The organism is Stenotrophomonas nitritireducens (assembly GCF_001700965.1).
Lineage (GTDB): Bacteria > Pseudomonadota > Gammaproteobacteria > Xanthomonadales > Xanthomonadaceae > Stenotrophomonas > Stenotrophomonas nitritireducens_A.
Genome location: NZ_CP016756.1, coordinates 1,024,621 through 1,048,812, shown reverse-complemented (window position 1 = coordinate 1,048,812; position 24,192 = coordinate 1,024,621). Strand labels below are relative to the sequence as shown.

Genomic DNA, 24,192 nt, shown 5'->3' with positions numbered 1-24,192 from the left:
ATTACAGGGGAATGAAGATGTACCGAGGGTTGCTGCTACTCGGCAGCGCATTGCTGCCGTGTATGGCGCAGGCGCAGTCAACCGCCAATGAGGGCGGACAGACAACGACGCAGCGCATTGATGGGTATTACGAACAGCGGCAGCCGCTGCAGCCGCAGCGGCCGCTGACCGATCCGCTGGAGCAACAGAAAGCCGAGGACAAGCCGGGCAACAACGCCGATGGTGATCTGCACTTCACCCTGAAGGAGGTAGGTTTCAGTCCATCGGAGTTGCTCGCTCGCGAGGCGCTTGATGCCATCGCCGCGCCCTATGTGGGCCGTCAGGTCAGCATGGCGGAGTTGGAGAAGCTGGTCGCCGAAGTCAACGCGCTCTACGCCGCCAAGGGCATATCCACTGCCAAGGCCATGCTGAAGGGGCAGGCGATCGAGAACGGTGTGGTGCATATCAGCCTGATCGAGGGCCGGCTGGGCACGCTGACGGTGGCGGGCGAGGGCCGGGTGCCGGAGCGTTTCGTGCAGCGGCGGGTTCACCAGCCCGAAGGCGAAGTGGTGCAGACCGATCGTCTGCGTGATGAGCTGGTCTACCTCAACCGCACCAGCGACCTGCAGGTGCGCGCGCTGCTGCGGCCGGGCGCAGCGGTGGGCACCACCGACATCGTGCTGATGACCGAGTTTCCGGACCGGCACAACTGGGGTGTGTTCGTCGACAACTCAGGTGTCGAAAGCACCGGACGCGAGCGCTACGGCGTACAGGGGCAGTTCTGGGGGCTGGCCGGTATCAACGACCTGCTGGCTGGCTCGGTGGCCTACTCGGAAGGTGGGCTTGAAGGCCGGATCGCCTATTCGGGTATCGTCAATACGCGCAATGGGCGGGTTGGCGTGAACGTGTCACGCAATCAGATCAACATCATCGACGGTGCCTACCGCGACCTCGACATCACCGGCGAATCGACCAGCTACGGGCTTGATTACAGCCAACCCTGGATCGCCAACCAGAAGTGGTTGCTTTCCACCGTGGCCAGCGTTTCACGCGGAGATTCCACCTCCGAGATTGCGGATGTGCAGGTCTCGGAGATCAAATCCACCAACCTCTCTGTGGGCGTGAGCGCCGGTTACCGCAACAACGGTTACGACTGGACGATCTACCAGGGCGTCTCGCGGGTGCGCACCGATGAGACGCTGAAGAACGGCCGCAATTTCACCGTTGCCAATGGCAACACCAGCTGGACACAGCGCATCGGTGGCAGCGGCTTTCTGTATCGCGCGCAGCTGGGCTGGCAGTTCACCTCGGGTGAGTTCCTCCCTTCCAGCAATCTGTTCCAGGTAGGTGGCATTGGCAGCGTGCGCGGCTATGTGCGTGGTGCGCTGTCTGGGGTCAAGGGCTACTTCGGCAGCGTTGAACTGCACCGGCCGTATCGGCAGGCACATGATGTCTATGTGTTTTTCGATCATGGCGAGGTGCGGGGCGACTTCCCGAGCTCGGCAAGCATCAGCAGCGTTGGCCTTGGTCTGAACGGGCAGGTGTTCAAGCGTTACAGCTACAGCCTCGATCTCGGGCATCCGCTGGACAAGGTGCTGAAGGACCAGGACAGCGTTCGCGCGGATTTCCGTATCAGCGCCCGCTGGTGATGCACATGGCGCAGGGCAGGTTCTGCCCTGCGCGTCAGCCCTGCTCGCGCACGATCTCGACCAGGCGCTGGCCATAGCGTGCCAGCTTGCTGCCGCCGATGCCTCCCACCTTGCCCAGTGCTTCGACGCTGGTCGGGCGCTGCTCGGCGATGTTGCGCAGGGTGCTGTCGTGGAAGATCACGAAGGCCGGGACGTTCTGCTCGCGTGCCAGTTCCGCGCGCAGCCCGCGCAGCGCCTGGAACAGGCCCAGGTCGCCGGCCTGCACCGGCAGACCGGTGCGCGGGCCGCCGCGCTCGCGCTCACGCGTCGGGGTGGCGTCACGGCGCATCATCATCTGCCGGCGGCCGGTGAGCACGTCGCGGCTGGCATCGGTCAGGCGCAGCCCGCCATGGCTTTCCGGGTCCACTTCCAGCAGGCTGGCGGCGACCAGTTGCCGGAACACGCCGCGCCAGGCGCGTGCATCCAGGTCGTTGCCGATGGCATAGGTGCTGAGTTTTTCGTGGCCGAGCTGGCGGATGCGCTCATTGTCGCTGCCGCGCAGGATGTCGATCAGATGGCCCACACCGAAACGCTGGCCACTGCGATAGACGCAGCTCAATGCCTTCTGCGCGGGAATGGTGGCGTCCCAGGCGGCGGGCGGGGTAAGGCAGTTGTCGCAGTTGCCGCAGGGCTTGGGATAGGTTTCGCCGAAACCGGCCAGCAGCACCTGGCGCCGGCATTGCATGGATTCGCAGTAGCCGAGCAGGTGATCGAGCTTGGCGCGTTCCAGCTGCTTGCGTTCTTCGCCGGCCTCGGACTGCTCGATCATTTGCTTGAGCAGCACCACATCGCCCAGGCCGTAGCACAGCCAGGCCTCGGCGGCCTCGCCATCGCGGCCGGCACGGCCGGTTTCCTGGTAATAGCCTTCCATCGACTTGGGCAGGTCTGTATGCGCGACAAAGCGCACGTCCGGCTTGTCGATACCCATGCCGAAGGCGATGGTGGCGCACATCACGATGCCGTCTTCGCGCAGGAAGCGGCGCTGGTTGGCGGCACGCACCTCCGCCGGCATGCCGGCGTGGTAGGGCAGTGCCTGCATGCCTTCGTCGCACAGGAACTGCGCGGTCTCCTCAACCTTGCGCCGCGACATGCAGTAGACGATGCCAGCCTCGTCGCGGTGGTTGCGCAGGAAGCCCAGCAACTGGCGCTTGGCGTTGTCCTTCTGTACCACCGTGTAGCGGATGTTGGGGCGGTCGAACGAGCTGACGAAATGCCGGGCCGTGGTCAGATCCAGGCGTTCGGCGATTTCGCGCTGGGTCGGCGGATCGGCAGTGGCGGTCAGGGCGATACGCGGCACCTGCGGCCAGCGCTCGTGCAGCACCGTCAGCTGCCGGTACTCGGGGCGGAAGTCATGGCCCCATTGCGACACGCAGTGGGCTTCGTCGATGGCGAACAGGCCGATGTGCGCGCGGCTGAGCAGTGACAGGAAACGCCCGGTGAGCAGCCGCTCCGGGGCGACGTACAGCAGTTGCAGCTCGCCGGCCAGCAGTTCGCGCTCGACCCGCGCGGCGGTTTCGGCATCCAGCGTGGAATTAAGGAATTCAGCGCGGACGCCGACCTGGTGCAGGGCTTCCACCTGATCCTGCATCAAGGCGATCAGCGGCGAGATGACGATGCCGCAGCCGTCGCGCAGCAGCGCCGGGATCTGATAGCACAATGACTTGCCGCCGCCGGTAGGCATCAGCACCAGGGCATCGTTGCCGCTGGCAACGTGTTCGACAATGGCCTGCTGGTCGCCGCGGAAACTGTCGTAACCGAAAACGCTGGAAAGCAGTTGCTGCGCGGGACTCTGGGGCATCGCCATAGTTTACCCGCTGGCGGCCCGGCCTGACTGGTCCAGGCAGCGTCAGTGGCGCAGCCGCAGCCATTTCAGGTTTGCACGGGCCCCACTGTAGAGCCGAGCCATGCTCGGCTGGAGCTTACCGGGCATGCCCTGCCGAGCATGGCTCGGCACTACAGGACTGCGGTTTTTGGGTAGAGCCGAGCCATGCTCGGCTGAGGCTTTACCGGGCAAGCCCTTGCCGAGCATGGCTCGGCACTACAGAAAAGCGCGGGAGCAAGGCCCCCTTGAGTCAAGGGGGCGCGCTGTAGGCGGGGGGATCTGGCAGGCAGATCAAGCAGGGTCCAGGTTTCCGTTCACGGAAACCTGGAAGAGCCGCCGGTGCGAAGCCCTACCGATTTACTACAGCAGCGGGTTTACTGCAGCAGCGAGCGCAGCATCCAGGCGTACTTTTCATGGATCTGCAGGCGCTGGGTCAGCAGGTCTTCGCTGGGAGCGTCGTCGGCGTCATCGGCCTGGTCCAGCACCTTGCGGGCGGTACGGCATACGGCCTCGTTGCCGACCACCAGCTGGCGTACCATCTCGCGCCAATCGGCGCTGTCGTTCAGGCCCGGCTCTTCCGGAATCGAGGTCAGCGCCGCGAATTCGCGGTACGAACCCGGCGCGTTGAAGCCCAGGGCGCGGATGCGCTCGGCGATCTCGTCCAGGGCGTTCCACTGCTCGGTGTACTGGTCCATGAACATGTTGTGCAGCGAGTTGAACATCGACCCGGTGACGTTCCAATGGAAATTGTGGGTCTTCAGGTACAGCGTGTAGGCATCGGCAAGGAAGTGCGACAGACCATCGGCTACCTTCTTGCGATCCGAGTCCTTGATCCCGATATCAACACCGGGCGCCGACGGTGCGGCGGCCGCCAGCTTCTTCTTCCCCATTTCCATCGTGCCGCCGGTTGCTGCGGCTGCCAGTTTCTTCTTTCCGGCTTCTGGTTTGCTGCTGTTCTTGGCCTTGGCCATGACGCTTTACTCCTTGGCGGGTTGAATGGCTTCACAATAGCGCTATGGGCACCTTACCTGTATTTCAAGTTTTCACGTTGAACGATTGATGAGCACTATCGAAAAAGATCCACCGGCGCGCCTGCGCGCTGCCCGCGCGGCGATTGACGGGGCGATGAGCCGTGACCGTGGCCGTCTGCTTGGGCTGCTGTCGCGTTGGCAGGGCAAGCCGGCGGACGCTGCCGCCGAGCAGGCGTTCCAGCAGCTGCTGGAGCGCTCGCGTGCGCAGCGCCAGCAACGCGCGGCGCGGCCAATCGCGATCAGCACGGACGATGCGCTGCCGATCGCGCGTGAGGCCGAGCAGATCAGCGGGCTGATCCAGGCCCACCAGGTGGTGGTCATCGCCGGCGAAACCGGCTCCGGCAAGACCACCCAGCTGCCCAAACTGTGCCTGGCCGCCGGCCGCGGTGAAGCCGGCATGATCGGCTGCACCCAGCCGCGTCGTATCGCCGCCCGTGCGGTAGCCGCGCGCGTGGCCGAGGAACTGCAGACCGAACTGGGTACGGTGGTTGGCTACCAGGTGCGCTTCACCGACAAGGTCGGTGAGGACAGCCGCATCAAGTTCATGACCGACGGCATCCTGCTGGCCGAGATCGCCTCGGACCGCTGGTTGTCGCGCTATGACACCTTGATCATCGACGAGGCGCACGAACGCAGCCTCAACATCGACTTCCTGCTCGGCTACCTGAAGCAGCTGCTGCGCAAACGCCCCGATCTGAAGCTGATCGTGACCTCGGCCACCATCGATACCGAGCGTTTCTCGCGCCACTTCGACAATGCGCCCGTGGTCAATGTGGAAGGCCGCACCTATCCGGTGGAAGTGCGTTACCGGCCGCTGGATGAGATGGGGCAGAGCGCGCAAAGCGCCGCGGCACCGGCACGTGGCAAGCGGGTGGAGGCGGACAGCGAGTCGGCGATGGATCCGGTGTCGGCCATCGTTGCTGCGGTTGATGAAATCACCCGCAGCGATGCGCGCGGCGACGTGCTGATCTTCCTGCCCGGCGAACGTGAGATCCGCGATACCCACCAGGCGCTGGAACGCCGCAAATACCGCGAAACCGAGGTGCTGCCGCTGTATGCGCGGCTGTCGGCCAAGGACCAGGACCGCGTCTTCAACCCCGGCCCGAAGCGCCGCGTGGTGCTGACCACCAACGTCGCCGAAACCTCGCTGACCGTGCCACGTATCCGCTATGTGGTGGATCCCGGTTATGCGCGGATCAAGCGCTACAGCCCGCGACAGAAGCTAGACCGTCTGCATATCGAGCCGGTATCGCAGGCCAGTGCCAACCAGCGCAAGGGCCGCTGCGGGCGTATTTCCGAGGGCGTGTGCTATCGGCTGTATTCGGAGGCGGACTTCCTGAGCCGGCCGGAATTCACCGATCCGGAAATCCGCCGTTCTTCGCTGTCTGGCGTGATCCTGCGCATGTTGCAGCTGGGTCTGGGCAGCATCGACGACTTCCCGTTCCTGGAAGCGCCGGACGAACGTGCGGTAGCCGACGGCTGGCAACAGCTGGTCGAGCTGGGTGCGATTGACGAGGAGCGCAGGCTCACCGCCATCGGCAAGCAGATGGCGCGTTTGCCGGTGGACGTGAAGCTGGCGCGCATGCTGGTGGCCGCGCAGAAAAGCGCCTGTCTGCGCGAGATGCTGGTGATCACCTCGTTCCTGGGTATCCAGGATCCGCGCGAACGGCCCCCGGAGGCGCGCGAGGCGGCCGACAACGCGCACGCCTTGTTTGCCGATGCGCGTTCCGAATTCATTGGCATTCTGCGGCTTTGGAATGCCTACCGCGATGCCCATGAAGAGCTTACCCAGTCCAAGCTGCGCGACTGGTGCGGACGGCATTTTCTTGGCTTCCTGCGCATGCGCGAATGGCGCGAGCTGCATCGCCAGCTGCGGCTGCTGTGCGAGGAGCTGGGTTGGGCAATGGGCGAGGACGAAAGTTTCGGCAAGGCGCTGCTGTCGGCACCGCCGACGCTGCCGGCAGGCGGCGACAGCGAAGCCAAGCGCAAGGCCACCCGTGGCGAGCAGCACAAGGCGGCGCGTTTGGCGCGTGAAGGGAAAGCGTCGGTGTCCGACGCGGTGCCTGCAGCGGCCGCAGCGCCTGCAAAGAACACGCGCAAACCCAATCCCGATCCAAGCGTGGCTTCGATCCCGGACAAGGTGCGCATAGCGGCCTACCAGACCCTGCACCGTGCGGTGCTGGCCGGCTTGCCCACGCAGGTCGGCCATCGCACCGAGAAGGGCGATTTCCAGGCCCCGCGCCAGCGCCGTTTCCATCTGTTCCCCGGCTCGGCACTGGCCAAACGGCCGCCGCCGTGGGTGCTCAGTGCCACCTTGCTGGATACACAGCGGGTCTGGGGCATGACCAATGCGTCGATCGAGCCGGATTGGGTGATTGCCGAGCTGCCGCACCTGCTGGCCCGCAAACACTTCGACCCGCATTGGTCGCGTGCTCAAGGCCAGGTGCTGGCTTCGGAGCAGATCAGCCTGTTCGGGCTGGTGCTGGCGCCGAAGAAGTCGGTGCATTACGGCCGCATCAACCCCGGCGAGGCCCACGACATCTTCGTGCGGCAGGCGCTGGTGACCGGCGAAATCAACACCCGTGCCGGCTTCGTCGCCGACAACCTCAAGCTGCTGGAACAGGCACGCGAAGAAGAAGCCAAGCTGCGCCGCGCCGGCATCGTTGCCGACGAGGATTGGCAGGCGCGCTGGTATCTGGACCGGGTGCCCTCGCATATCCATTCGGCCAATCTGCTGGATGGCTGGTGGAAGGCCTTGCCGCCGGAACAACGGCGCAGCCTGCACTGGTCGTTGACCGATCTGCTGCCGGGCGAGGGCAGTGAGCAGGACCGCTACCCGAAGTACTTCCCGCTGGGCGATGCGCGGCTGGCCATGCATTACCGCTTCGAGCCGGGCAGCGAGGAGGATGGCGTCACCCTGGATGTGCCGCTGCATCTGCTCAATGCGCTGGATCCGGCGCGGCTGTCGTGGTTGGCGCCCGGTTTTGTCGCGGACAAGGCCTCGGCCCTGATCCGCAGCCTGCCCAAAGCGATGCGCCGCAACTACGTGCCGGCCCCGGATTTCGGGCGCGCGTTTGCCGAGGCCTGGCCACAGCCTTCAGCCGATGACATCCGTGGCGAGCTGGCGCGGTTCCTGTCCAAGGCCACCGGTGCGGTCGTCGCGGCCACCGATTTCGACGTGGAGGCGCTGGAGCCGCACCTGCGCATGAACCTGCGTCTGTTTGAAGTGACAGCGGCGCCGACAGGGCGCGGTAAAGACGCTGCTTCCAGCGAAAAGGGCGGCATGAAGCTGCTGGCCATGTCGCGCGACCTGGATGCCTTGCGCGCCCGTTTTGGCGAGCGTGCCGGCAGCGCCTTCGCCGCACGTGCGGGCGCGGCGCTGGCGGCTGAGGGGTTGCGCGAGTTTCCGGCCACCGCCATCCCCGAGCAGGTGCCGGGTGAAGCGGGCGTGCCGGCGTATCCGGCGCTGGTGGATACCGGCGATGCGGCGGCATTGCGCATCTTCGCCGACCGCAACGAAGCCGCGCTTGCACATCCACAGGGCGTGCGCCGGCTGTTGGAAATCGCCTTGGCCGACAAACTCAAGCAGGCGCGCAAGCAGCTGCCGGTGTCGCCCAAGACCGGCCTGCTGTACGCAGCCATCGAGTCGCAGGAACGGCTGCGTGGCGACCTGGTTGATGCCGCGCTGAATGCCGTACTGGCCGAAGGCCTGGAAGCGATCCGCACACCAGACGCCTTCCAGCAACGCTGCGCCGATGCGGGCAAGCGCCTGTTTGGCGAGGCGATGGAGCGGCTCAAGCTGGCTGAAAGCATCCTCGGACTGGTCGGCGAACTGAAGCCGCAGCTGGAGTCACCGCTGATGGGCTGGGCGCGCGGCAATCTGGACGATATGCAGGCGCAGCTCGCGGGCCTGGTGCATGCCGGCTTCCTGCGTGAAACACCGGCCGATGCACTGGCGCAGTTCCCGCGTTATCTGAAGGCGATGATCCTGCGGGCCGAACGGGCCAAGCGTGATCCTCCGCGTGACCAGGCGCGCATGCTGGAACTCAAACCCTTCGTCGATGCGCTGCAGGAGGCGCGTGTGCAGGGCCTGGCCGAGCGCCCGCAATGGGCGGCGCTGCGCTGGGATATCGAGGAACTGCGGGTATCGCTGTTTGCCCAGGAGCTGGGCTTCCGTTCCGGCATTTCGGCCAAGAAGCTGGCCCAGCGGGTGGCGGCACTGCGCAGCTGACGGCTGCGCTAGCGGGTGATCGCCGCCTCCGGGCGGTGTTGCTGGATGCAGGCACGGCGGGCGGTGTTCATCTGCGTATGCGCCGAGGCGTGTTCGCGGCTGATGGCCTGGCGGAAGGTTGCCATCCGCTGGCGCAGGGCCTGGCTGCGTTCGGCGTCGGTGGCCTGGGCCAGTTGTTCGTTGAGCGTGCTCATCTGCTGCTGCAGGGTGCCGACGCGGTCATTGGAAGAACCGTAGATGGACGCGGTGGCGGTACTGATGCAGCTGCGTTCAGCTTCCAGCGCTTCGGCGGCGGTGCCGCCGGCTGCCGGAGCCGCAGTCGTTGCTGTTGCCGGTTGGCCGTCTGCGTTGCTGGCCGAGTTTGCGGGAGTGGCGGCGGCCTGATCGCGCAGCTTCATCGGTTCGGCACGCGCATCGCAGGGATGTTCGGAATACATGGTCTCGCCGGATTTGCCCTTGCACTTGTAGACCTGTGCGGCAGCGCTGGTCGGGACTAACAGCAACAACAGGGGCAGGACGAATACACGCATGGGGCAGCAGGCTCGAAGATTCGATGACGGGACGCAACGCCCCGGCCAGCGTGGCCGGGACAGGGCTGGCGCTTACTTGGTGCGGCGGACCTTGGCGCGGGTGTTGAGCCCGTCCACCTGCAGGTACCACACGTTCATCAGGCCGGGGGTGATACGCACGCTGGGCGCCTGCTTGCGCACGCCGCTGACGCTGGTGTCGTCGGTCTGTTCCCAGATCTGGCCGTTGCCCAACGTGTACTGGCGGCCCTTGCTGAAGCCACGGAACTCGCCTTCCAAGGTGGCTTCGATCGGATCCTTGGAGCCGAAGTCGGAGAAGCCGCGGTTTTTGACGATCACTTCCTGGCGGCCTTCTTCGCGCGCCTGTTCCACGGCGATGGTGGCCGCCTGCGCCACCTTGCCCTGCAACCAGTTGTTGAGGGTGACCAGTTCCTCCGGGCTGAGCTTGTTCAGGCCGGCGGCGTTGAATTCGGCGGCGGACATCTGCTGCTGCAGATCGCCCTGCACCACACGCTGGGCATGGGCATCGAGGAACGGGGACGACGACAAAGCGGTGACGGCAAGCAAAACAGCAAGGCGAGGCAGCTTCATGAATATTGTTCCCAGAGAGGGTGGGCGCTAGTGTAGGGGCATCTGCCTGTAATTGAATGCTGTGAACAGTTCCCCCACCCCCGGCCTGGATGCGCTGCTGCAGCGCGCCTCAACCCGTGCCCTGTCCGAGCCGCTGCGCCATGCCCTGCTGGCCTGCTGGCAACAGCCGGACATGGATGCATCTCCACACCTGCCCTGGCCGGTGCTCGCCGACACCCTGGATTCGCTGGCGCTGCTGTCAGCCGACGAAAGCGTGATTGTCGCCGCCCTGTTGTTCGACCTGCCCGGCCTGCGTGCCCATGCCGCTGAACTGCCGCTGGGGCCCTCCGCCGCAGCGGTGAATGGACTGCTGGATGGGCAGGAAGCCGCCGACCAGGTGTGGGCGCTGCATGCCGGGCGCGAGGCCGGGCGCAACAGTGAAGGCCTGCGCCGGCTGTTGCTGGCCATCATCCACGACCTGCGTGTCGTCCCCATCCTGCTGTCGCGCCAGCTGGCCTGCATGCGCGCGGCCGACAAACTGCCGGCCGAACAGCGCCGCGCGCTGGCCCAGCTGACCCGCGATATCCACGCGCCGCTGGCCAACCGGCTGGGCATCTGGCAGCTGAAGTGGGAGCTGGAGGACCTGGCGTTCCGCTTCCTGGAGCCGGAGACCTACCGCCATATCGCCCGTGAGGTGGACGAAACCCGCATTGCCCGCGAGCGCTACGTGGAGGCGGTGAAGAAGAAGCTGTCGGCGGCGCTGGCCGAACAGGCCATCCGCGGCGAGGTCAGTGGCCGACCCAAGCACATCTACAGCATCTGGCGGAAAATGCAGAAAAAGCAGCTGGCCTTCGAGCAGCTGTATGACCTGCGCGCGGTGCGGGTGATGGTGGACGACGTGGGCGCCTGCTACGCCACCCTGGGCGTGGTGCATGCGCTGTGGACGCCGATTCCCAGTGAGTTCGACGACTACATCGCCCGGCCCAAGGCCAATGACTACCGCTCGCTGCATACTGCGGTGATCGGTCCGGAAGGGCGCACCATCGAGGTACAGATCCGTACCCACGAAATGCATGCCCAGGCCGAGTTGGGCGTGGCCGCGCACTGGAAGTACAAGGAAGGCGGCAAGGGCGGCGAGAAGGCCTTCGACCGCAAGATCACCTGGATGCGGCAATTGCTGGAGCAGGCCCAGGACCCGGGCAGCCCGGACGACCTGGCCGGTGCGCTGGACGCCGAACTGATCGAAGACCGCGTCTATGCGCTCAGCCCCAAGGGCGAGGTGATGGACCTGCCGGCCGGTGCCACCCCGCTGGATTTCGCCTACCACGTGCACACCATGGTCGGGCACCGCTGCCGTGGCGCAAAGATCAACGGCCGCATCGTGCCCTTGACCTACCACCTGCGCAGCGGCGACCGCGTCGAGATCCTCACCGGCAAGGAAGCGGATCCCCGACGCGACTGGTTGTTGCAGTCCAATGGCTTCCTGGCCAGCGGCCGGTCGCGCGAAAAGGTGCGCAACTGGTTCCACAAGCTCGACCGGGCCCGCAACGTCCAGGCAGGCCGCGAGCTGCTGGACCGCGAATTGAAGCGCCTGGGCCTGCAGCAGTCCGACCTGATGGTGGCTGCGCGCAAATTCCATGCCGACAGCGTGGACGATCTGTACATCCAGGTGGCGCTGGGCGACACCGGCCCCAGCCAGGTCAGCCGGGCCTTGCTGGAGGCGGAAAAAGCCGCAACGCAGCCCGCAGCACCGGCGCTGCCCCGGCCAACCGCGCGTCGTGGCAGCCTGGGCAAGTCCGATTTCACCGTGCAGGGCGTGGGCAATCTGCTGGTGCAGTTGGCGCGCTGCTGCCAGCCGGTGGCAGGCGAGCCGATCACCGGCTACCTCACCCGCACCCGCGGCGTCACCGTGCACCGCATGGATTGCGCGGCGCTGGCGCGTTTGTCGGCGGCACATCCGGAGCGGGTGTTGCCGGTGGAGTGGGGCCGTACCGGTTCCGGCTATGAGGTGGATGTGATGGTGCGCGCGGTGGACCGGCGCTGGCTGCTGAAGGACATCACCAACCTGATCGCGCAGGAGGACGCCTATGTGCTGGAGATCAACAGCGACAACCTGCGCGAGAGCGGGCGCGTGCAGTTGCGCCTGCGCTTGAAGGTCAGCGATTACGGCCAGCTGTCCACCCTGCTCGGAAAACTCGACGCCTTGCCTGGCGTAGACGATGCGCGAAGGTTGGGATAGGTAAGCTTGGCGCATGCAGAAACGGCGTCAGCGCGGCTTACAGGGATTGGAGACATTCGGCGACAAGCTGCGGCTGTACGGGCGCTGGTGGGTGGCGCGTGGCTGGAACAGCCCGCGCGCCTGGCGCGCGATCGCCATCGGGGTGGCTGCCTTGGCACTGGTGTTGGCGCTGTTCCGGCAGCCGCTGGCCAATTGGTTGTGGCCGGAAACCAAGATCCAGCAGCTGCTCGATGATGGTCGTTCGGCGCTGCGTGCGGGGCATTTGAGTGCCGCCGATGGCCGTGGTGCGCGCGAGTTGTTCGAGGCGGCTGCCGCGCTGGATCCGGATCGCAGTGACATCCGTAACGCTTTGGCGCAAACCGCGCAGGCGGTATTGGAGCAGGCGCGCAGGCAGTTGGCGGCCGGTGATCGCGAGGCGGCCACGCGCAGCCTGGCGCTGGCCCGGCAGCTGCAGGCCCCATCGGCCGATATCGATCCGCTGGCTGCTCAGCTGCAGCAGGCGGTGGGCGGAGATGACGGCATCGAGCAGCTGCTGCAGCAGGCCGAGGCGGCGCAGGCGCAGGGCCGGTTGGACGATGCGGCGGACGCGGCCTTGCCGCTCTATCAGCGGGTGCTGGCGCTGCAGCCGGACAAGATGCAGGCGCTGGAAGGACGCGACGAGGTACTTTCGGACCTGCTGACCCAGGCGACGCGGGCGGCCGACCGTGGCGATCTGGCCGCTGCCGCAGCGCTGTTGCAGCGGGTGGAACGCTATGACGCCGGCCACGCCAACCTGCCGGCGGTCAAGGCGGTGATGAATGCCGCGCTGGAGCAGCGCCGGCAGCAGGGTGAGCGCGATTTTGCGCGTGGTCGCCTGCAGCGCGCAGCCGACGCGTTCGAGCAGGTGCTGGCGGCGGGCGAGGACCCCGCAGCGCGTCAGGGCCTGCAGCGCATTGCCCATGCGCAGGTGCAGGAAGCGCTGCGGCTGACGGCGGATTTCCAGTTTGAGCTGGCCGAACGCGCTTTGAAGCATGCGCGAGAGCTGGCCCCGGACAGCCCCGAGCTAAGTGCGGCCGAACAGGTGCTGCAACGCACCCGTCAGGCGCGCCAGGCGATGGAAGCGCCAGGCACCGGCGCCGAGCGCGAGCGCCGCTTGAAGGTCCTGCTCAAACAACTGGACGAGGCTGAAGCGCGACAGGAATGGCTGTTGCCACCGGGCAGCAGCGCCTATGACCGCTTCAAGGCCGCGCAGGCATTGGCGCCGCAGGACGCGCGGGTCAAGCGGGCGGCGGCACGGATTCTTCCGGCCGCTCGCCGCTGCCTGGACGACAACCTGCGCGGCAACCGGCTGCGTGCGGCGCGCACCTGCCTGGATGCCTGGCAGGCTCTGGCACCTACCGACCCGGCGCTGACTGCAGCGCGACGTCGGCTGGCCCAGCGTTGGCTCGCCGTTGGCAGCGAACGCCTGGGCGGCGGTGATACCGCCTTTGCACAGCAGGCCCTGGCACAGGCACAGCAGATAGATCCGGCCACACCGGAAATCGCCGGCTTCAACGAGCGCGTGCGCAACGCGCTGCGTTGATCGTGCCGAGCCCCGGTTCGCATTGCACCAGCCGCGCTGCGGCGCGCGTCCTGCTCGGCATCGCGTGCGTTACGTGGTGAAAAACACCCGTTGCACGGTCTGACGTGCCGCCTCCATCGAGAAGTGCGTGGCGATGTTGGCCAGGCCGTTGTCCGACAGGCGCTGCCAGAGTTCTGCATCGTCATACAGGCGCAGCACGGCATCGGCGAAGGCTTGGGCGCCGTCGGCGACCAGTACGTCGCGGCCGTGCTGCAGGTGCATGCCTTCCACGCCGCAGGTGGTGGCCACCACCGGTTGGCCGTGGGCCATGCTCAGGTTGACCTTGCCCTTTACCCCGGCACCGAAACGAAGCGGGGCCACGGCAACGCGCATGCCGGTCATGTAGGGCACCACGTCCGGCACATAGCCGTGTACCTGCACCCCGGGGCGGGTGGCAGCCAGCGTGTGGATGCTGTCGGGCACATCGGCGCCAATACAGTGGAAGCGGATATCCGGGCGCTGCGCGTGGATGAGCGGAAACACATCGCCGATGAACCAGGTCATCGCATCCAGATTCGGTGGATGGCGGAAGCCGCCGACGAATACAAGATCATGCCGTTGCGCCCAGGGTGCACCGGCACCTGCGATCTCATGCAGGTTGGAAAGCAGTTCCACCCGTACCTGCGGCGCGTCCGTGGCGAGTTGTTCCTTTTCCGCGGCGCTGACCAGCAAGGTCACATCGGTCGCTGCCATGACCGCCAGTTCGCTGGCGCGGGTGCGCTCGGCGCTGCGCAGCAGGCGTTGGTCGCGGGCCAGCTCCGCACCGCGGCGCTCGCGCAGGTAATGCAGGTCGACGGTGTCGAACACGGTACGCGCCTGCGGCGCGAACTGCTTGAGCAGCGGCAGGCATTCGTTGGCGACGTGGTAACGCACCAGCATGACGACGGCGAAACGCTTGCCGTTGTCACGCAGCCAGCTGCCGACGCGGTCGAGGAAGGGTGCATGCCAGACTTCCACACCGATCGCCTGCAGGGCTTCGGTGGCGCGGCTGGCCGGTTCGCCGCGGGTGGGGAGGAACACCACGTGGGCGCCTTCGGCGAGCAGCAGGCGGATCAGGTTGAACTGGCGCAGCGAGGCCGAGTCGCGGTCGGGCTGCGGCACGCACTCGTCGATGATCAGGATCTGCCGCTGGTGGCGGTGCAGCAGGGCCGGCGACGGCACGCTGCCCGGTGCGGGCTGCGCGGCAAGTGCGTGCTGCCAGATCGAGGCGAAAACGGCCTGGTTGCGCACCTGGTAGGCCTTGACCCCGCTGCTGGTATCGGTGCCATTGCTGGTGCCTTCATCGTGCACGACGCGGCTGGCCGGCTGTACCAGCACGCGGCGCCCGGCCTCACGTACCTTGAAGGCCAGGTCGGTATCTTCGTAGTAAGCCGGTGCATAGCGGCTGTCCAGCCCGCCCAGTTCCTCGAACAACAGCCGCGGGATGGCCAGGGCGGCGCCGGAGCAGTAATCGGCATCGCGCAATGCGCTGTAGCGGGGGTCTTCGGCCGATTCAAAGCGGCCATAGCTCCAGCAACTGCCATCGGCGAAAACCACGCCGCCGGATTCCTGCAACCGGCCATCGGGATACAACAGCTGGGCGCCGACCAGGCCGGCATCAGGCACCTGCACGAAGGTGGCCAGCAGCGCATCCAGCCAGCCGGGCTGCGGGATGGTGTCGTTGTTCAGCAGCACAACGTGGTCACCGCGGCTGAGCCGCAGGCCATCGTTGCAGGCGGCGATGAAACCGCCGTTGCTTGCGCGCAGGTGGTAGCGCAAGCCGTCGATCTGCTGCATCCACTCGCGGGTGCTGTCGCTGCTGCCATCGTCGATGACCAGGATCTCGCAGCTGCTGGCAGGCGGATGTGCCGCCAGCGCGCGCAGGCAGGCCAGGGTGTGGCCGCAGTGGTTGTATACCGGGATGACGATGCTGGCTGCCGGTTGCTCGCTGCGCGGCACGCTGAACGGAACAAACGGGCCGTTGTCGGGAAAATACAGCGGATCACGCTGCGCAGGCGGCTGGCGACGGGTATGCACACCCACCCGGTGCAGGGTGGCGCGCCAGCCGCGGGTGCGCAGGCTGGCCAGGCCACGACGGGCCAGGCCGATGATGCGATTGACGGCGTAGCGCATATCGGCCAGCGAAATCGACATTCCTTTGGAACTCCAGCTTAAGCAGGGAACTGCCAGCCAACGCCCCCCGGGATGCGGCTGCGTTAGACTCGGTGCAACTCACATTCTCGCATCCCTGTGCCACGACGCCACGATTCCGACGAGCTCGACGACGATACCGACGGCAACAGCCCTGTGTGGCGCAGCCGCTTGATCACCTGGGGATTGGCCGCAGCCGCATTGGGGCTGGGCTTCATGATCCCCTATACGCTGTACCTGAACAGTCAGGTCAGCCAGCGGTTCGGTGAACTGCGCTGGCAGATTCCGACCCGGGTGTACGCGCGTCCACTGGTGCTCAGCCCAGGCACGGCGATGAACGCCAATACGCTCAAGACCGAGCTGGCCGCCTCCGGCTACCGCGATGACGGTGCCGGCAGCAGCCCGGGCACGTATCGCGTGCAGGGTGGCAGTTTCACCATTTCCAGCCGCGGCTACGTCGACGTGGACGGCAATGTCGCCCCGCGCAAGGTCGATGTGGTGGTATCCGGCGGCCAGGTCGCCTCGTTGCGCGAGGCAGGCAGCCGCAAGGCGCTGAAAGCGGCGCGGCTGGATCCGGCGCGTATCGCCACCCTGTATGGCCAGAAGCAGGAAGAACGGCGGCTGGTGCGGGTGCGCGAAGTGCCGGAACTGCTGGTCACCGGCCTGCAGGCGGTGGAGGACAAGGATTTCGCACGTCACCACGGCATCGACCTGAGCGGCATCGCGCGGGCGGTCTGGGTGACCGTGCGTAGCGGCGGTGAGACCCGCCAGGGCGCCAGCACCTTGACCCAGCAGCTGGCCCGCAGCGGCCTGCTCGGCATCGGCAAGGAACAGACCATCACCCGCAAGTTCAACGAGGTGCTTTACGCGCTGATCATGGAGGCGCGCTACGACAAGGCCACGATCCTGGAGGCCTATCTCAACCAGGTCTACCTGGGCCAGCGCGGCAAGCAGGCCATCCATGGCGTGTCTTCCGGCGCCGAGTTCTGGTTTGGCCGTGACCTCAACTCATTGAGCAGCGAGCAGATCGCCCTGTTGATCGGCCTGGTCAAGGGACCGTCGTATTACGACCCGCGGCGCAACCCCGAAAACGCGCTGGACCGCCGCAACTTCGTGCTGGGCAAGCTGCTTGAAAACAAGCTGATCGACGAAGCCGAGTATCAACGCGCGATCAAGGCACCGCTGGGCGTGTCCAAGAACGCCGGCATCGCCGCCGCCAACCGCTTCCCGGCCTATGTCGACCTGGTGCGCCGCCAGTTGGGCAACGACTACCCGGAAAACGTGCTGCAGGGTGCGGGCTTGAATGTGTTCACCGGCATGTCGCCGTCGGCCCAGGCGTACGCCGAGGGTGCAGTGGCGCACACCATCAAGGCGCTGGAAAACAAGCGCCGCCCGGAGCTGCAGACCGGCCTGGTGGTGACCGACGTGCACAACGGTGATGTGCTGGCCGTGGTGGGAAGCCGCGATGTATCCGAGCCGGGTTTCAACCGCGCCATCGAGGCGCAACGGCAGGTCGGCTCGCTGCTCAAGCCGTTCGTCTATCTGCTTGCATTAGCCCAGCCGGATCGCTTCTCGCTGGCCAGCTGGGTGGATGACTCGCCGGTGACGGTCAAGCTCAGTCGTGGCCGCAACTGGACGCCGGGCAATGCTGACAACCGCAGCCACGGCACCGTGCGGCTGATCGATGCCTTGGCGCGTTCCTACAACCAGGCCACGGTGCGGGTGGGCATGCAGGTCGGGCCGGAACGGCTGACCCAGCTGATGAACGTGCTGGCCGGGCTCAAGGCTGAATCCAATCCGGCGGTGATTCTCGGTTCCACCGACCAGAGCCCCTACGGCATGGCCCAGCTGTATCAGTTCCTGGCCTCTGGCGGCGAAATCCAGCCCTTGCACGCGGTGCGAGGTGTGGTGGATGCGCAGGGCAAGCTGCTCAAGCGCTACGACAAGAGCCCGGCGCCGGCGCAGGAAGGCGATTCGATTGCCGCCAACCTGATCAGCGTTGGCCTGCAGCAGGTGGTATCCAGCGGCACCGCGTCGGGGCTGAACGCCGACGGCCTGTCGCGGCTGCAGGCTGCGGGCAAGACCGGTACGTCCAACGATGGCCGCGACAGCTGGTATGCCGGCTATACCGGCGATCATCTGGCGGTGATCTGGATGGGCAACGACCAGAACGAACAGACCGGCTTGTTTGGTGCCTCCGGTGCGATGCGGGTGTGGTCCGGCATCTTCCGCAACCTGCCGAGCAAGGCCTTGCACGTGAACAACAAGGGCCTGGACTGGCAGTACGTGGAAGCGGCAGGCAGCAATGCCACCGATGAATCCTGCCCGGGCGCGCGCCGTTTCCCGTTTGTGGTGGGCTATGCACCGCCGTACGTGCCGTGCGCACTGCCGCCGGAAGTGCCGTTGGAGGACGCTGCAGAAGGTGCGCAGGAGCGTTCCGGCGGTGGCTGGCGCGGTTGGTTGGGCCTGGACCGCAAGGAACCTGAACCGGCTGCGGCCCCCGCTGCGCAGACGCCTGCGCGATAATCCCGCTTATGAAAACGACGTATCTGATCCGTTCCGCGCTGGTTGCTGCTGCAGCCGTTCTGTCACTCGCAGGCTGTGTCAGCGCACCACCGCCGGCGCCGCGCGCGGCCGTTGATACCACCACGCCGGCACAACGGCTTGCCGCCGTGGATGCCATTGCCGGTGCCGATGACACCGAGCTGTCGGTGCAGCCGCTGCGCGATGCGCAGGTGGACGATCTGCGCCAGACCGCCATTGCCCAGCGCAAGGCCGGTGACCTGGCTGCAGCTGCCGAAGCCTTGAACCAGGCCCTGCTGCTGGTCACCGACGACCCCGGCATCCTGCAGGAGCGGGCGGACATCGCCCTGCTGCAGGCCGACTGGGTGCGCGCCGAGACGCTGGCCAAGAAGGCGCTGGACCTGGGCTCGCGCACCGGCCCGCTGTGCCGCCGCCATTGGGCCACCATCGAACAATCGCGTCTGGCCCGTGCGGAAACGCAGAACGCCGCCTCCGCGCATGCACAGATCGAAGGCTGCACGGTGCCGGGGATCAAGCGTTTCTGATGTGAGCAGGGCATCGGGCGCAGGGAATCGACAAGGCGAACGCGGCAATGCGTGGCGTGAAGCAGGGCAGGTTTCCACCGGCCAAGCGCCAGTTGCTGTGATTGCTGGCAGATGCCCTTGTCCACTCTCCGTACCCGGCCGCTGAAACATGTCCTCCCTCGTCACCGCCAGCTGCGAAGCACTCAGTGAAGGCGGCGCGCTTGCGCGCCAGCTTGATGCCTTCGTGCCGCGACCGGCCCAGCTGCGGCTGACTGGCGCCATCGCCGAGACCTTCCAGCAGCGCGATGTGCTGCTGGCCGAGGCCGGCACCGGCACCGGCAAAACCTATGCCTATCTGGTGCCGGCGCTGCTGTCCGGTTTGAAGACGATCGTCTCCACCGGCACCCGTGCGCTGCAGGACCAGCTGTATCACCGCGATCTGCCGCGGGTGCGCGCCGCATTGGGCATTGGCCATCGCGCCGCCTTGTTGAAGGGTCGGGCGAATTATCTGTGTCGCTATCGGCTGGATCAGGCGCGCGGCGAACCGCGCTTCACCTCGACCGAGCAGGTGGCGCAGTTCCAGCGCATCCTTGCCTGGTCCGGACGCACCCAGTACGGCGACATGGCCGAGCTCGATGGCTTGGCCGATGACTCGCCGTTGCTGCCGATGGTGACCTCGACGGTAGACAACTGCCTGGGCACCGATTGCTCGTTCTGGAGCGATTGCTTCGTGGTGCAGGCGCGGCAGCGGGCGCAGGAAGCGGACCTGGTGGTCGTCAATCATCATCTGCTGCTGGCCGACCTGGCGCTGAAACAGGAAGGCTTCGGCGAGATCCTGCCGGGCGCACAGGCCTTCGTCATCGACGAAGCACACCAGTTGCCCGAGCTTGCGGCCAATTTCTTCGGTGAAGGCTTTGGCATGCGCCCCTGGCAGGAGCTGGCGCGCGATTGCCTGGCCGAATGCCGCAGCGTCGCTGGCGCGCAGGCCACCCTGCAGCAGCCGGTGGCGACGCTGGAGCTGGCCCTGCGTGCGTTGCGCGAGGCGATGGAGAAACTGCCACAGCGCGGCACCCGCTGGCGTGCCCTGGCGGTGCCGGCGGTTGCCGAAGGCTTTGATGCGGTCGCCGCGGCGTTGGCGCAGCTGCGCGATGCACTCGCCTTAGTGTGCGAAGCCTCGCCCGGGCTCGACGCCTGCCATGCACGCGCGCTGGAGGGCGTATCGCGCTTGTCGCGCTGGCTGGACGATGGCGATGCAGCGGCGGTCGACGCGTGGGACATTGATGATGCACCGGCTGCGTCGGACGATGCCGCCGCCGAACCATCATCAACGGCTGGCGATTCTCTGTTTCCTGCCGATGATGGCAACGATGTGCTGTGGTACGAGCTGACCCCACGCGGTTTCCGTTGCCAGCGCACGCCGATGGATGTGTCCGGCCCGCTGCGCGAGCACCGCCTGCGTTCGATGGCGGCCTGGGTATTCACTTCGGCAACCCTGACCGTCGATGGGGGCTTCGAACATCTGGCCAAACGGCTGGGCCTGGATGACCCGGATACCCTGGTCCAACCCAGTCCCTTTGACTGGCAGCAGCAGGCCTTGTGCTATCTGCCGCAGCAGTTGCCCGATCCGGCGGCGCGTGGTTACGGCGCGGCGCTGATCGCGACCCTGCGGCCGGTACTGGAGGCTTCGCAGGGCAGGGCATTCCTGTTGTTCGCCTCGCACCGTGCCTTGCGTGAGGCCGCTGAAGCATTGAGTGATGGGCCCTGGCCGCTGTTCGTGCAGGGAGAGGCGCCGCGCGCCAGTCTGCTGCAGCGTTTCCGCGAGTCCGGCAATGGCGTGCTGCTGGGCGCGGCCAGCTTCCGCGAAGGGGTGGATGTGGTCGGCGATGCACTGAGCGTGGTGGTGATCGACAAACTGCCGTTCGCCGCCCCCGATGACCCGGTATTCGAAGCGCGGCTGGATGCGATCCGCCGCCAAGGCGGCAATCCGTTCCGCGACGAACAGCTGCCGCAGGCGGTGATCGCGCTCAAGCAGGGCGTGGGCCGGCTGATCCGCAGCGAGACCGACCGTGGCGTGCTGGTGCTGTGCGACCCGCGCCTGCTGTCGCGCAGCTATGGGCGGGTCTTCCTTGATTCACTGCCGCCATTCCGGCGTACCCGCGCGCTGGCCGATGTGCAGGCGTTCTTTGCGCGACAATGGGCGCCGGAGCACGGGCCGCCGCCAGCGGCTGAAGAGCCGTCCGCCGATGCGGATACCGCTGCGCCCCCCTTTTCCTTGTCGTGATTGTCGCCATGAAGCTGCTTGCCTTTGAAACCGCCACCGAAGCCTGTTCCGTCGCCCTGTATGTGGATGGGCAGGTATTGGAGCGGTTTGAGGTCGCGCCGCGTCGGCACGCCGAGTTGAGCCTGCCCTGGGCCGAGCAGTTGCTGGCCGAAGCAGGCATTGCCCGCAGCCAGCTGGATGCCATCGCGCTCAGCCGTGGGCCCGGCGCCTTCACCGGCGTGCGCCTGGCCATCGCCATCGCGCAGGGCATTGCCCTGGCGCTGGACCGGCCCCTGCTGCCGGTATCCACACTGCAGACGCTGGCGCTGCGCGCGCCGGCAGATGCAGCGCGGGTGCTGGCCTGTATCGATGCGCGGATGGGGGAGCTGTACGCAGCACGCTACCTGCGCGATGCCAGCGGCGAGTTGCAGTTGCAGGAGCGCGAGTTGCTGGTCGCACCCGACGCGGTGCAGCTGCCGGCCGATGACAGCGTCTGGGCCGGCGTTGGTACCGGCTTTGCGGCGGGCGAGGGTGTGTTGAGCACGCGCCTGCAGTCGCGCCTGGTAAGCGTGGATGCACAGGCATTGCCGCGCGCCGCCGACGTGCTGAAGATCGCCGTGCCGGCGATGCTGCGTGGCGAAGCGATCGCCCCGGAGCTGGTGCAGCCAGCCTACCTGCGCGACAACGTCGCGCTGACCCTGGTCGAGCAACAGGCGCTGCGCGATTCCAAGCGCTGAAGCAGCGATAAGGTTCGTTGCTTGTGGGAGCGGTGTAAACCGCGAAGCTCGTACATTCGCAGATTGCGATCAGGGTGTTTGCTCAAGCAATGCCAGCTTCGCGGTTTACACCGCTCCTACAACAACACAGCAGCAACCCCGCGCTTGTAGGAGCGGCGTCAGCCGCGATGCCCGTACATTTCCAGATTGCGATCAAACCGGTGGCTTAGACAGCGCCAGCTTCGCGGTTTACACCGCTCCTACAAAACACGGCGCTCAACGATCGTCGTGCAGCTGGCCGCCGGGCAGGAATACCCAGGTGCGGGTGACCTGCAGGATGTCGATTTCGTCGCTGGTCTTGGGCAGGGCCGGGAACGGCTGGGCCTGTTCGATCACGCGCAGCGCGGTGGCGTCCAGCAGCGGCACGCCGCTGCTGCGCAGGATGCGGCTGCTTTCCACGCTGCCGTCGCGGCGCACACCGACGGTGATCACCACTTGGCCGCCGAGCCGGCGCTGGCGTGCTTCATCGGGGTAGTTGAGGTTGCCAACGCGTTCGGCGCGGTCAACCCAGGCGCGAAGGTAGTTGGCATACGCATATTCGCGGGTGCTGGCTGAGACGAATTTGCGGTTGGGGCGCTTGGCGTATTGCTCCGAGCGCAGATGTACCTCGGCCGCCAGCCGCGCCATCGCTGCATCCCGCTGCTCGCGCGCGCTCATCGGTGCGTTGGCGTCGGGACGGTCAGGCAAAGGCTGGGTCTGCGCGGTTGCCACCGCGTCCTTGCCCTGGCTGCTGGTGATGATGCGTGCCTGCGGTGGTGGCGGTGCTGCCGCGCTCTGCGCCTGCAGCGGCACCGGTGCCAGCCCGTTCTGAACCTGCGGCACGATGCCGGCCTGCGCATCGCGCGGGCGCTGTGCCTTGTCGTGGTCGCCGCCGCCCTGCTGGTTGGCCTGGGCCAGGAAATCGGCCTGCTTGGGCGTAAGTGGTGTGCTGGTCTGGCTGAAGATCACGTCCAGGGTGGGCACCAGCGGGGCGTTGTCGCTCACCGCGAAGCCCACCCCGAGGATCAGCAGCCCATGCACCAGCGTGGACAGCACCAGGGTGGCGGTCAGGCGTTGCTGTTCGCTGACCCGCGGGGCGGCGGGCAGGAGCTCAGGCTGCGAATACATCAGGCCAGGCCAGCCTCGATGGCATCGAACAGCTGGCCGGCGATGTTCAGGCCGAACTGGGCATCGAGTTCGCGCACGCAGGTGGGGCTGGTGACGTTGACCTCGGTCAGGTAGTCGCCAATCACGTCCAGGCCGACGAAGCGCATGCCGCGGCGCTTCATTTCCGGGCCCACCTGGGCGGCGATCCAGCGGTCACGTTCGCTCAGCGGGCGGCCTTCGCCGCGGCCGCCGGCGGCCAGGTTGCCGCGGAACTCATCACCCTGCGGGATCCGCGCCAGGCAATAGTCCACCGGCACGCCGTCGATCAGCAGGATGCGTTTGTCGCCCGCCGTGATGTCGGGAATGAAGCGCTGTGCCAGCGCCAGGTGCTGGCCGCCGTCGGTCAGCGTTTCCAGGATCACATTGAGGTTGGGGTCGCCGGTGCCGCTGCGGAAGATCGAGCGCCCGCCCATGCCGTCCAGCGGCTTCAGTACCGCCTGCCCATGTTCCAGCACGAAGGCCTTGAGCTCGCGCGCGTCGCGGCTGACCAGGGTTGGCGGGCAGCACTGCGGGAACAGCAGCGCGGCCAGCTTCTCGTTGAAATCGCGCAGCCCCTGTGGGTCGTTGACCACGCAGGCGCCGGCCTGCTGGGCGATGCCCAGGATGTGGGTGTCGTACAGGTACTCGCCGTCGAACGGCGGGTCCTTGCGCATCAGCACGATCTGGCCCGGGCCGAATGCCAGCGGGGCGAACTCGCCCAGGCTGAACCAGCCGGCCTTGTCGTCGCGCACCTGCAGCGGGGCGACGTCGGCCTGGGCCTGGCCACCGTGCAGCGACAAGCCGCCGGGGCGTACATAGTGCAGCCGGTGGCCACGGCGCTGGGCTTCCAGCAGCATGGCAAAGGTGGTGTCCTTGGCGATCTTGATGTTGGCGATGGGGTCCATCACCACGATGACGTCTAAAGGCATGTCTTGAATCCGGCAGATCTGGAGGAGGATGTTAGCGGTTCGCGGCGGGGTCGCACAGCGCGGAAAGCGGAACGCTGAGGCTGAATGGCGTTGCGCTTTTATTGCGAACCAGGTCACATTATCTTGACAATCAGTCAAGTCCTGCAGGCATCGCTTGACAGTTTGCGGCTGGGCTGGGATATAGATGCGCTTTCGCGGCAGCATCGCGTTCGGTGCCGGTCGCGCGTTCGGGGAACAA

14 protein-coding genes and 2 pseudogenes are annotated in these 24,192 nt (G+C 66.5%); 9 read left to right on the top strand and 7 right to left on the bottom strand.

Annotated elements, in window-relative coordinates; translation table 11 throughout:
• The first annotated feature begins 11 nt into the window (after positions 1-11).
• On the top strand, positions 12-1,628 hold the full coding sequence (locus tag BCV67_RS04580; RefSeq protein WP_172837722.1) for a ShlB/FhaC/HecB family hemolysin secretion/activation protein: 1,617 nt from the start codon (positions 12-14) through the stop codon (positions 1,626-1,628).
• A gap of 34 nt (positions 1,629-1,662) precedes the next feature.
• On the opposite strand, the gene recQ is transcribed toward BCV67_RS04580, so the two are convergent.
• Both recQ and BCV67_RS04570 read right to left on the bottom strand, forming a co-directional pair.
• Positions 1,663-3,465, bottom strand: coding sequence for a DNA helicase RecQ (recQ, locus tag BCV67_RS04575; protein ID WP_062171413.1), 1,803 nt, complete (start codon positions 3,463-3,465; stop codon positions 1,663-1,665).
• Between the two features lie 398 nt (positions 3,466-3,863).
• Positions 3,864-4,385, bottom strand: coding sequence for a Dps family protein (locus tag BCV67_RS04570; protein WP_062171410.1), 522 nt, complete (start codon positions 4,383-4,385; stop codon positions 3,864-3,866).
• 163 nt (positions 4,386-4,548) lie between these two features.
• Here BCV67_RS04570 and hrpA point away from each other — a divergent pair.
• Positions 4,549-6,424: pseudogene (gene hrpA / locus BCV67_RS20655) on the top strand (ATP-dependent RNA helicase HrpA); the annotation flags it as partial.
• A gap of 236 nt (positions 6,425-6,660) precedes the next feature.
• A pseudogene (locus tag BCV67_RS20650) lies at positions 6,661-8,751 on the top strand (DUF3418 domain-containing protein); the annotation flags it as partial.
• Between the two features lie 8 nt (positions 8,752-8,759).
• On the opposite strand, the gene BCV67_RS04560 reads toward BCV67_RS20650, so the two are convergent.
• Together BCV67_RS04560 and BCV67_RS04555 are read right to left on the bottom strand one after the other, a co-directional pair.
• On the bottom strand, positions 8,760-9,281 hold the full coding sequence (locus BCV67_RS04560) for a DUF4124 domain-containing protein (protein ID WP_062166665.1): 522 nt from the start codon (positions 9,279-9,281) through the stop codon (positions 8,760-8,762).
• A 72-nt stretch (positions 9,282-9,353) separates the two neighbouring features.
• On the bottom strand, positions 9,354-9,869 hold the full coding sequence (locus BCV67_RS04555; RefSeq protein WP_062166664.1) for a hypothetical protein: 516 nt from the start codon (positions 9,867-9,869) through the stop codon (positions 9,354-9,356).
• Positions 9,870-9,930: 61 nt separating this feature from the next.
• On the opposite strand from BCV67_RS04555, the gene BCV67_RS04550 reads away from it, so the two are divergent.
• Positions 9,931-12,087 (top strand): RelA/SpoT family protein, encoded by a 2,157-nt coding sequence (locus tag BCV67_RS04550; RefSeq protein ID WP_062166663.1) that lies wholly within the window; start codon positions 9,931-9,933, stop codon positions 12,085-12,087.
• A gap of 13 nt (positions 12,088-12,100) precedes the next feature.
• Entirely contained in the window at positions 12,101-13,648 is a 1,548-nt protein-coding gene (locus tag BCV67_RS04545) for a hypothetical protein (RefSeq protein ID WP_231732452.1), read from the top strand.
• A 69-nt stretch (positions 13,649-13,717) separates the two neighbouring features.
• Here the strand turns inward: BCV67_RS04545 and BCV67_RS04540 are convergent, their stop codons facing one another.
• Positions 13,718-15,820, bottom strand: coding sequence for a glycosyltransferase (locus tag BCV67_RS04540; protein WP_062166662.1), 2,103 nt, complete (start codon positions 15,818-15,820; stop codon positions 13,718-13,720).
• A 96-nt stretch (positions 15,821-15,916) separates the two neighbouring features.
• Between BCV67_RS04540 and mrcB the strand changes: the two genes are divergently transcribed.
• The 4 genes from mrcB (at position 15,917) to tsaB (ending at position 21,861) form a co-directional block, all read left to right on the top strand.
• Entirely contained in the window at positions 15,917-18,343 is a 2,427-nt protein-coding gene (mrcB, locus tag BCV67_RS04535; protein WP_062166661.1) for a penicillin-binding protein 1B, read from the top strand.
• Between the two features lie 8 nt (positions 18,344-18,351).
• Positions 18,352-18,885: a hypothetical protein gene (locus tag BCV67_RS04530; RefSeq protein WP_062166660.1), complete on the top strand. Its 534-nt coding sequence runs from the start codon at positions 18,352-18,354 to the stop codon at positions 18,883-18,885.
• A 148-nt stretch (positions 18,886-19,033) separates the two neighbouring features.
• Entirely contained in the window at positions 19,034-21,145 is a 2,112-nt protein-coding gene (locus BCV67_RS04525; protein WP_062166659.1) for an ATP-dependent DNA helicase, read from the top strand.
• An 8-nt stretch (positions 21,146-21,153) separates the two neighbouring features.
• A complete protein-coding gene (tsaB, locus tag BCV67_RS04520; RefSeq protein ID WP_062166658.1) occupies positions 21,154-21,861 on the top strand; it encodes a tRNA (adenosine(37)-N6)-threonylcarbamoyltransferase complex dimerization subunit type 1 TsaB in 708 nt (235 codons plus the stop codon).
• A 255-nt stretch (positions 21,862-22,116) separates the two neighbouring features.
• On the opposite strand, the gene BCV67_RS04515 is transcribed toward tsaB, so the two are convergent.
• Together BCV67_RS04515 and gshB are read right to left on the bottom strand one after the other, a co-directional pair.
• Positions 22,117-23,007, bottom strand: a complete 891-nt coding sequence (locus BCV67_RS04515; protein ID WP_062166657.1) for an energy transducer TonB family protein — start codon at positions 23,005-23,007, stop codon at positions 22,117-22,119.
• Positions 23,007-23,954 carry a glutathione synthase gene (gene gshB / locus BCV67_RS04510; protein WP_062166656.1) on the bottom strand — a complete coding sequence of 316 codons (948 nt, stop codon included), beginning with the start codon at positions 23,952-23,954 and terminating at the stop codon, positions 23,007-23,009. Before gshB ends, BCV67_RS04515 begins: the two co-directional genes overlap by 1 nt.
• Positions 23,955-24,192: the final 238 nt, after the last annotated feature.

Coding starts and splice junctions, on each gene's coding strand:
- BCV67_RS04580 (WP_172837722.1), top strand. CDS start 12: ATGAAGATGTACCGAGGGTTGCTGCTACTCGGCAGCGCATTGCTGCCG.
- recQ (WP_062171413.1), bottom strand. CDS start 3,465: ATGCCCCAGAGTCCCGCGCAGCAACTGCTTTCCAGCGTTTTCGGTTAC.
- BCV67_RS04570 (WP_062171410.1), bottom strand. CDS start 4,385: ATGGAAATGGGGAAGAAGAAGCTGGCGGCCGCCGCACCGTCGGCGCCC.
- BCV67_RS04560 (WP_062166665.1), bottom strand. CDS start 9,281: ATGCGTGTATTCGTCCTGCCCCTGTTGTTGCTGTTAGTCCCGACCAGC.
- BCV67_RS04555 (WP_062166664.1), bottom strand. CDS start 9,869: ATGAAGCTGCCTCGCCTTGCTGTTTTGCTTGCCGTCACCGCTTTGTCG.
- BCV67_RS04545 (WP_231732452.1), top strand. CDS start 12,101: ATGCAGAAACGGCGTCAGCGCGGCTTACAGGGATTGGAGACATTCGGC.
- BCV67_RS04540 (WP_062166662.1), bottom strand. CDS start 15,820: ATGTCGATTTCGCTGGCCGATATGCGCTACGCCGTCAATCGCATCATC.
- BCV67_RS04530 (WP_062166660.1), top strand. CDS start 18,352: ATGAAAACGACGTATCTGATCCGTTCCGCGCTGGTTGCTGCTGCAGCC.
- BCV67_RS04525 (WP_062166659.1), top strand. CDS start 19,034: ATGTCCTCCCTCGTCACCGCCAGCTGCGAAGCACTCAGTGAAGGCGGC.
- tsaB (WP_062166658.1), top strand. CDS start 21,154: ATGAAGCTGCTTGCCTTTGAAACCGCCACCGAAGCCTGTTCCGTCGCC.
- BCV67_RS04515 (WP_062166657.1), bottom strand. CDS start 23,007: ATGTATTCGCAGCCTGAGCTCCTGCCCGCCGCCCCGCGGGTCAGCGAA.
- gshB (WP_062166656.1), bottom strand. CDS start 23,954: ATGCCTTTAGACGTCATCGTGGTGATGGACCCCATCGCCAACATCAAG.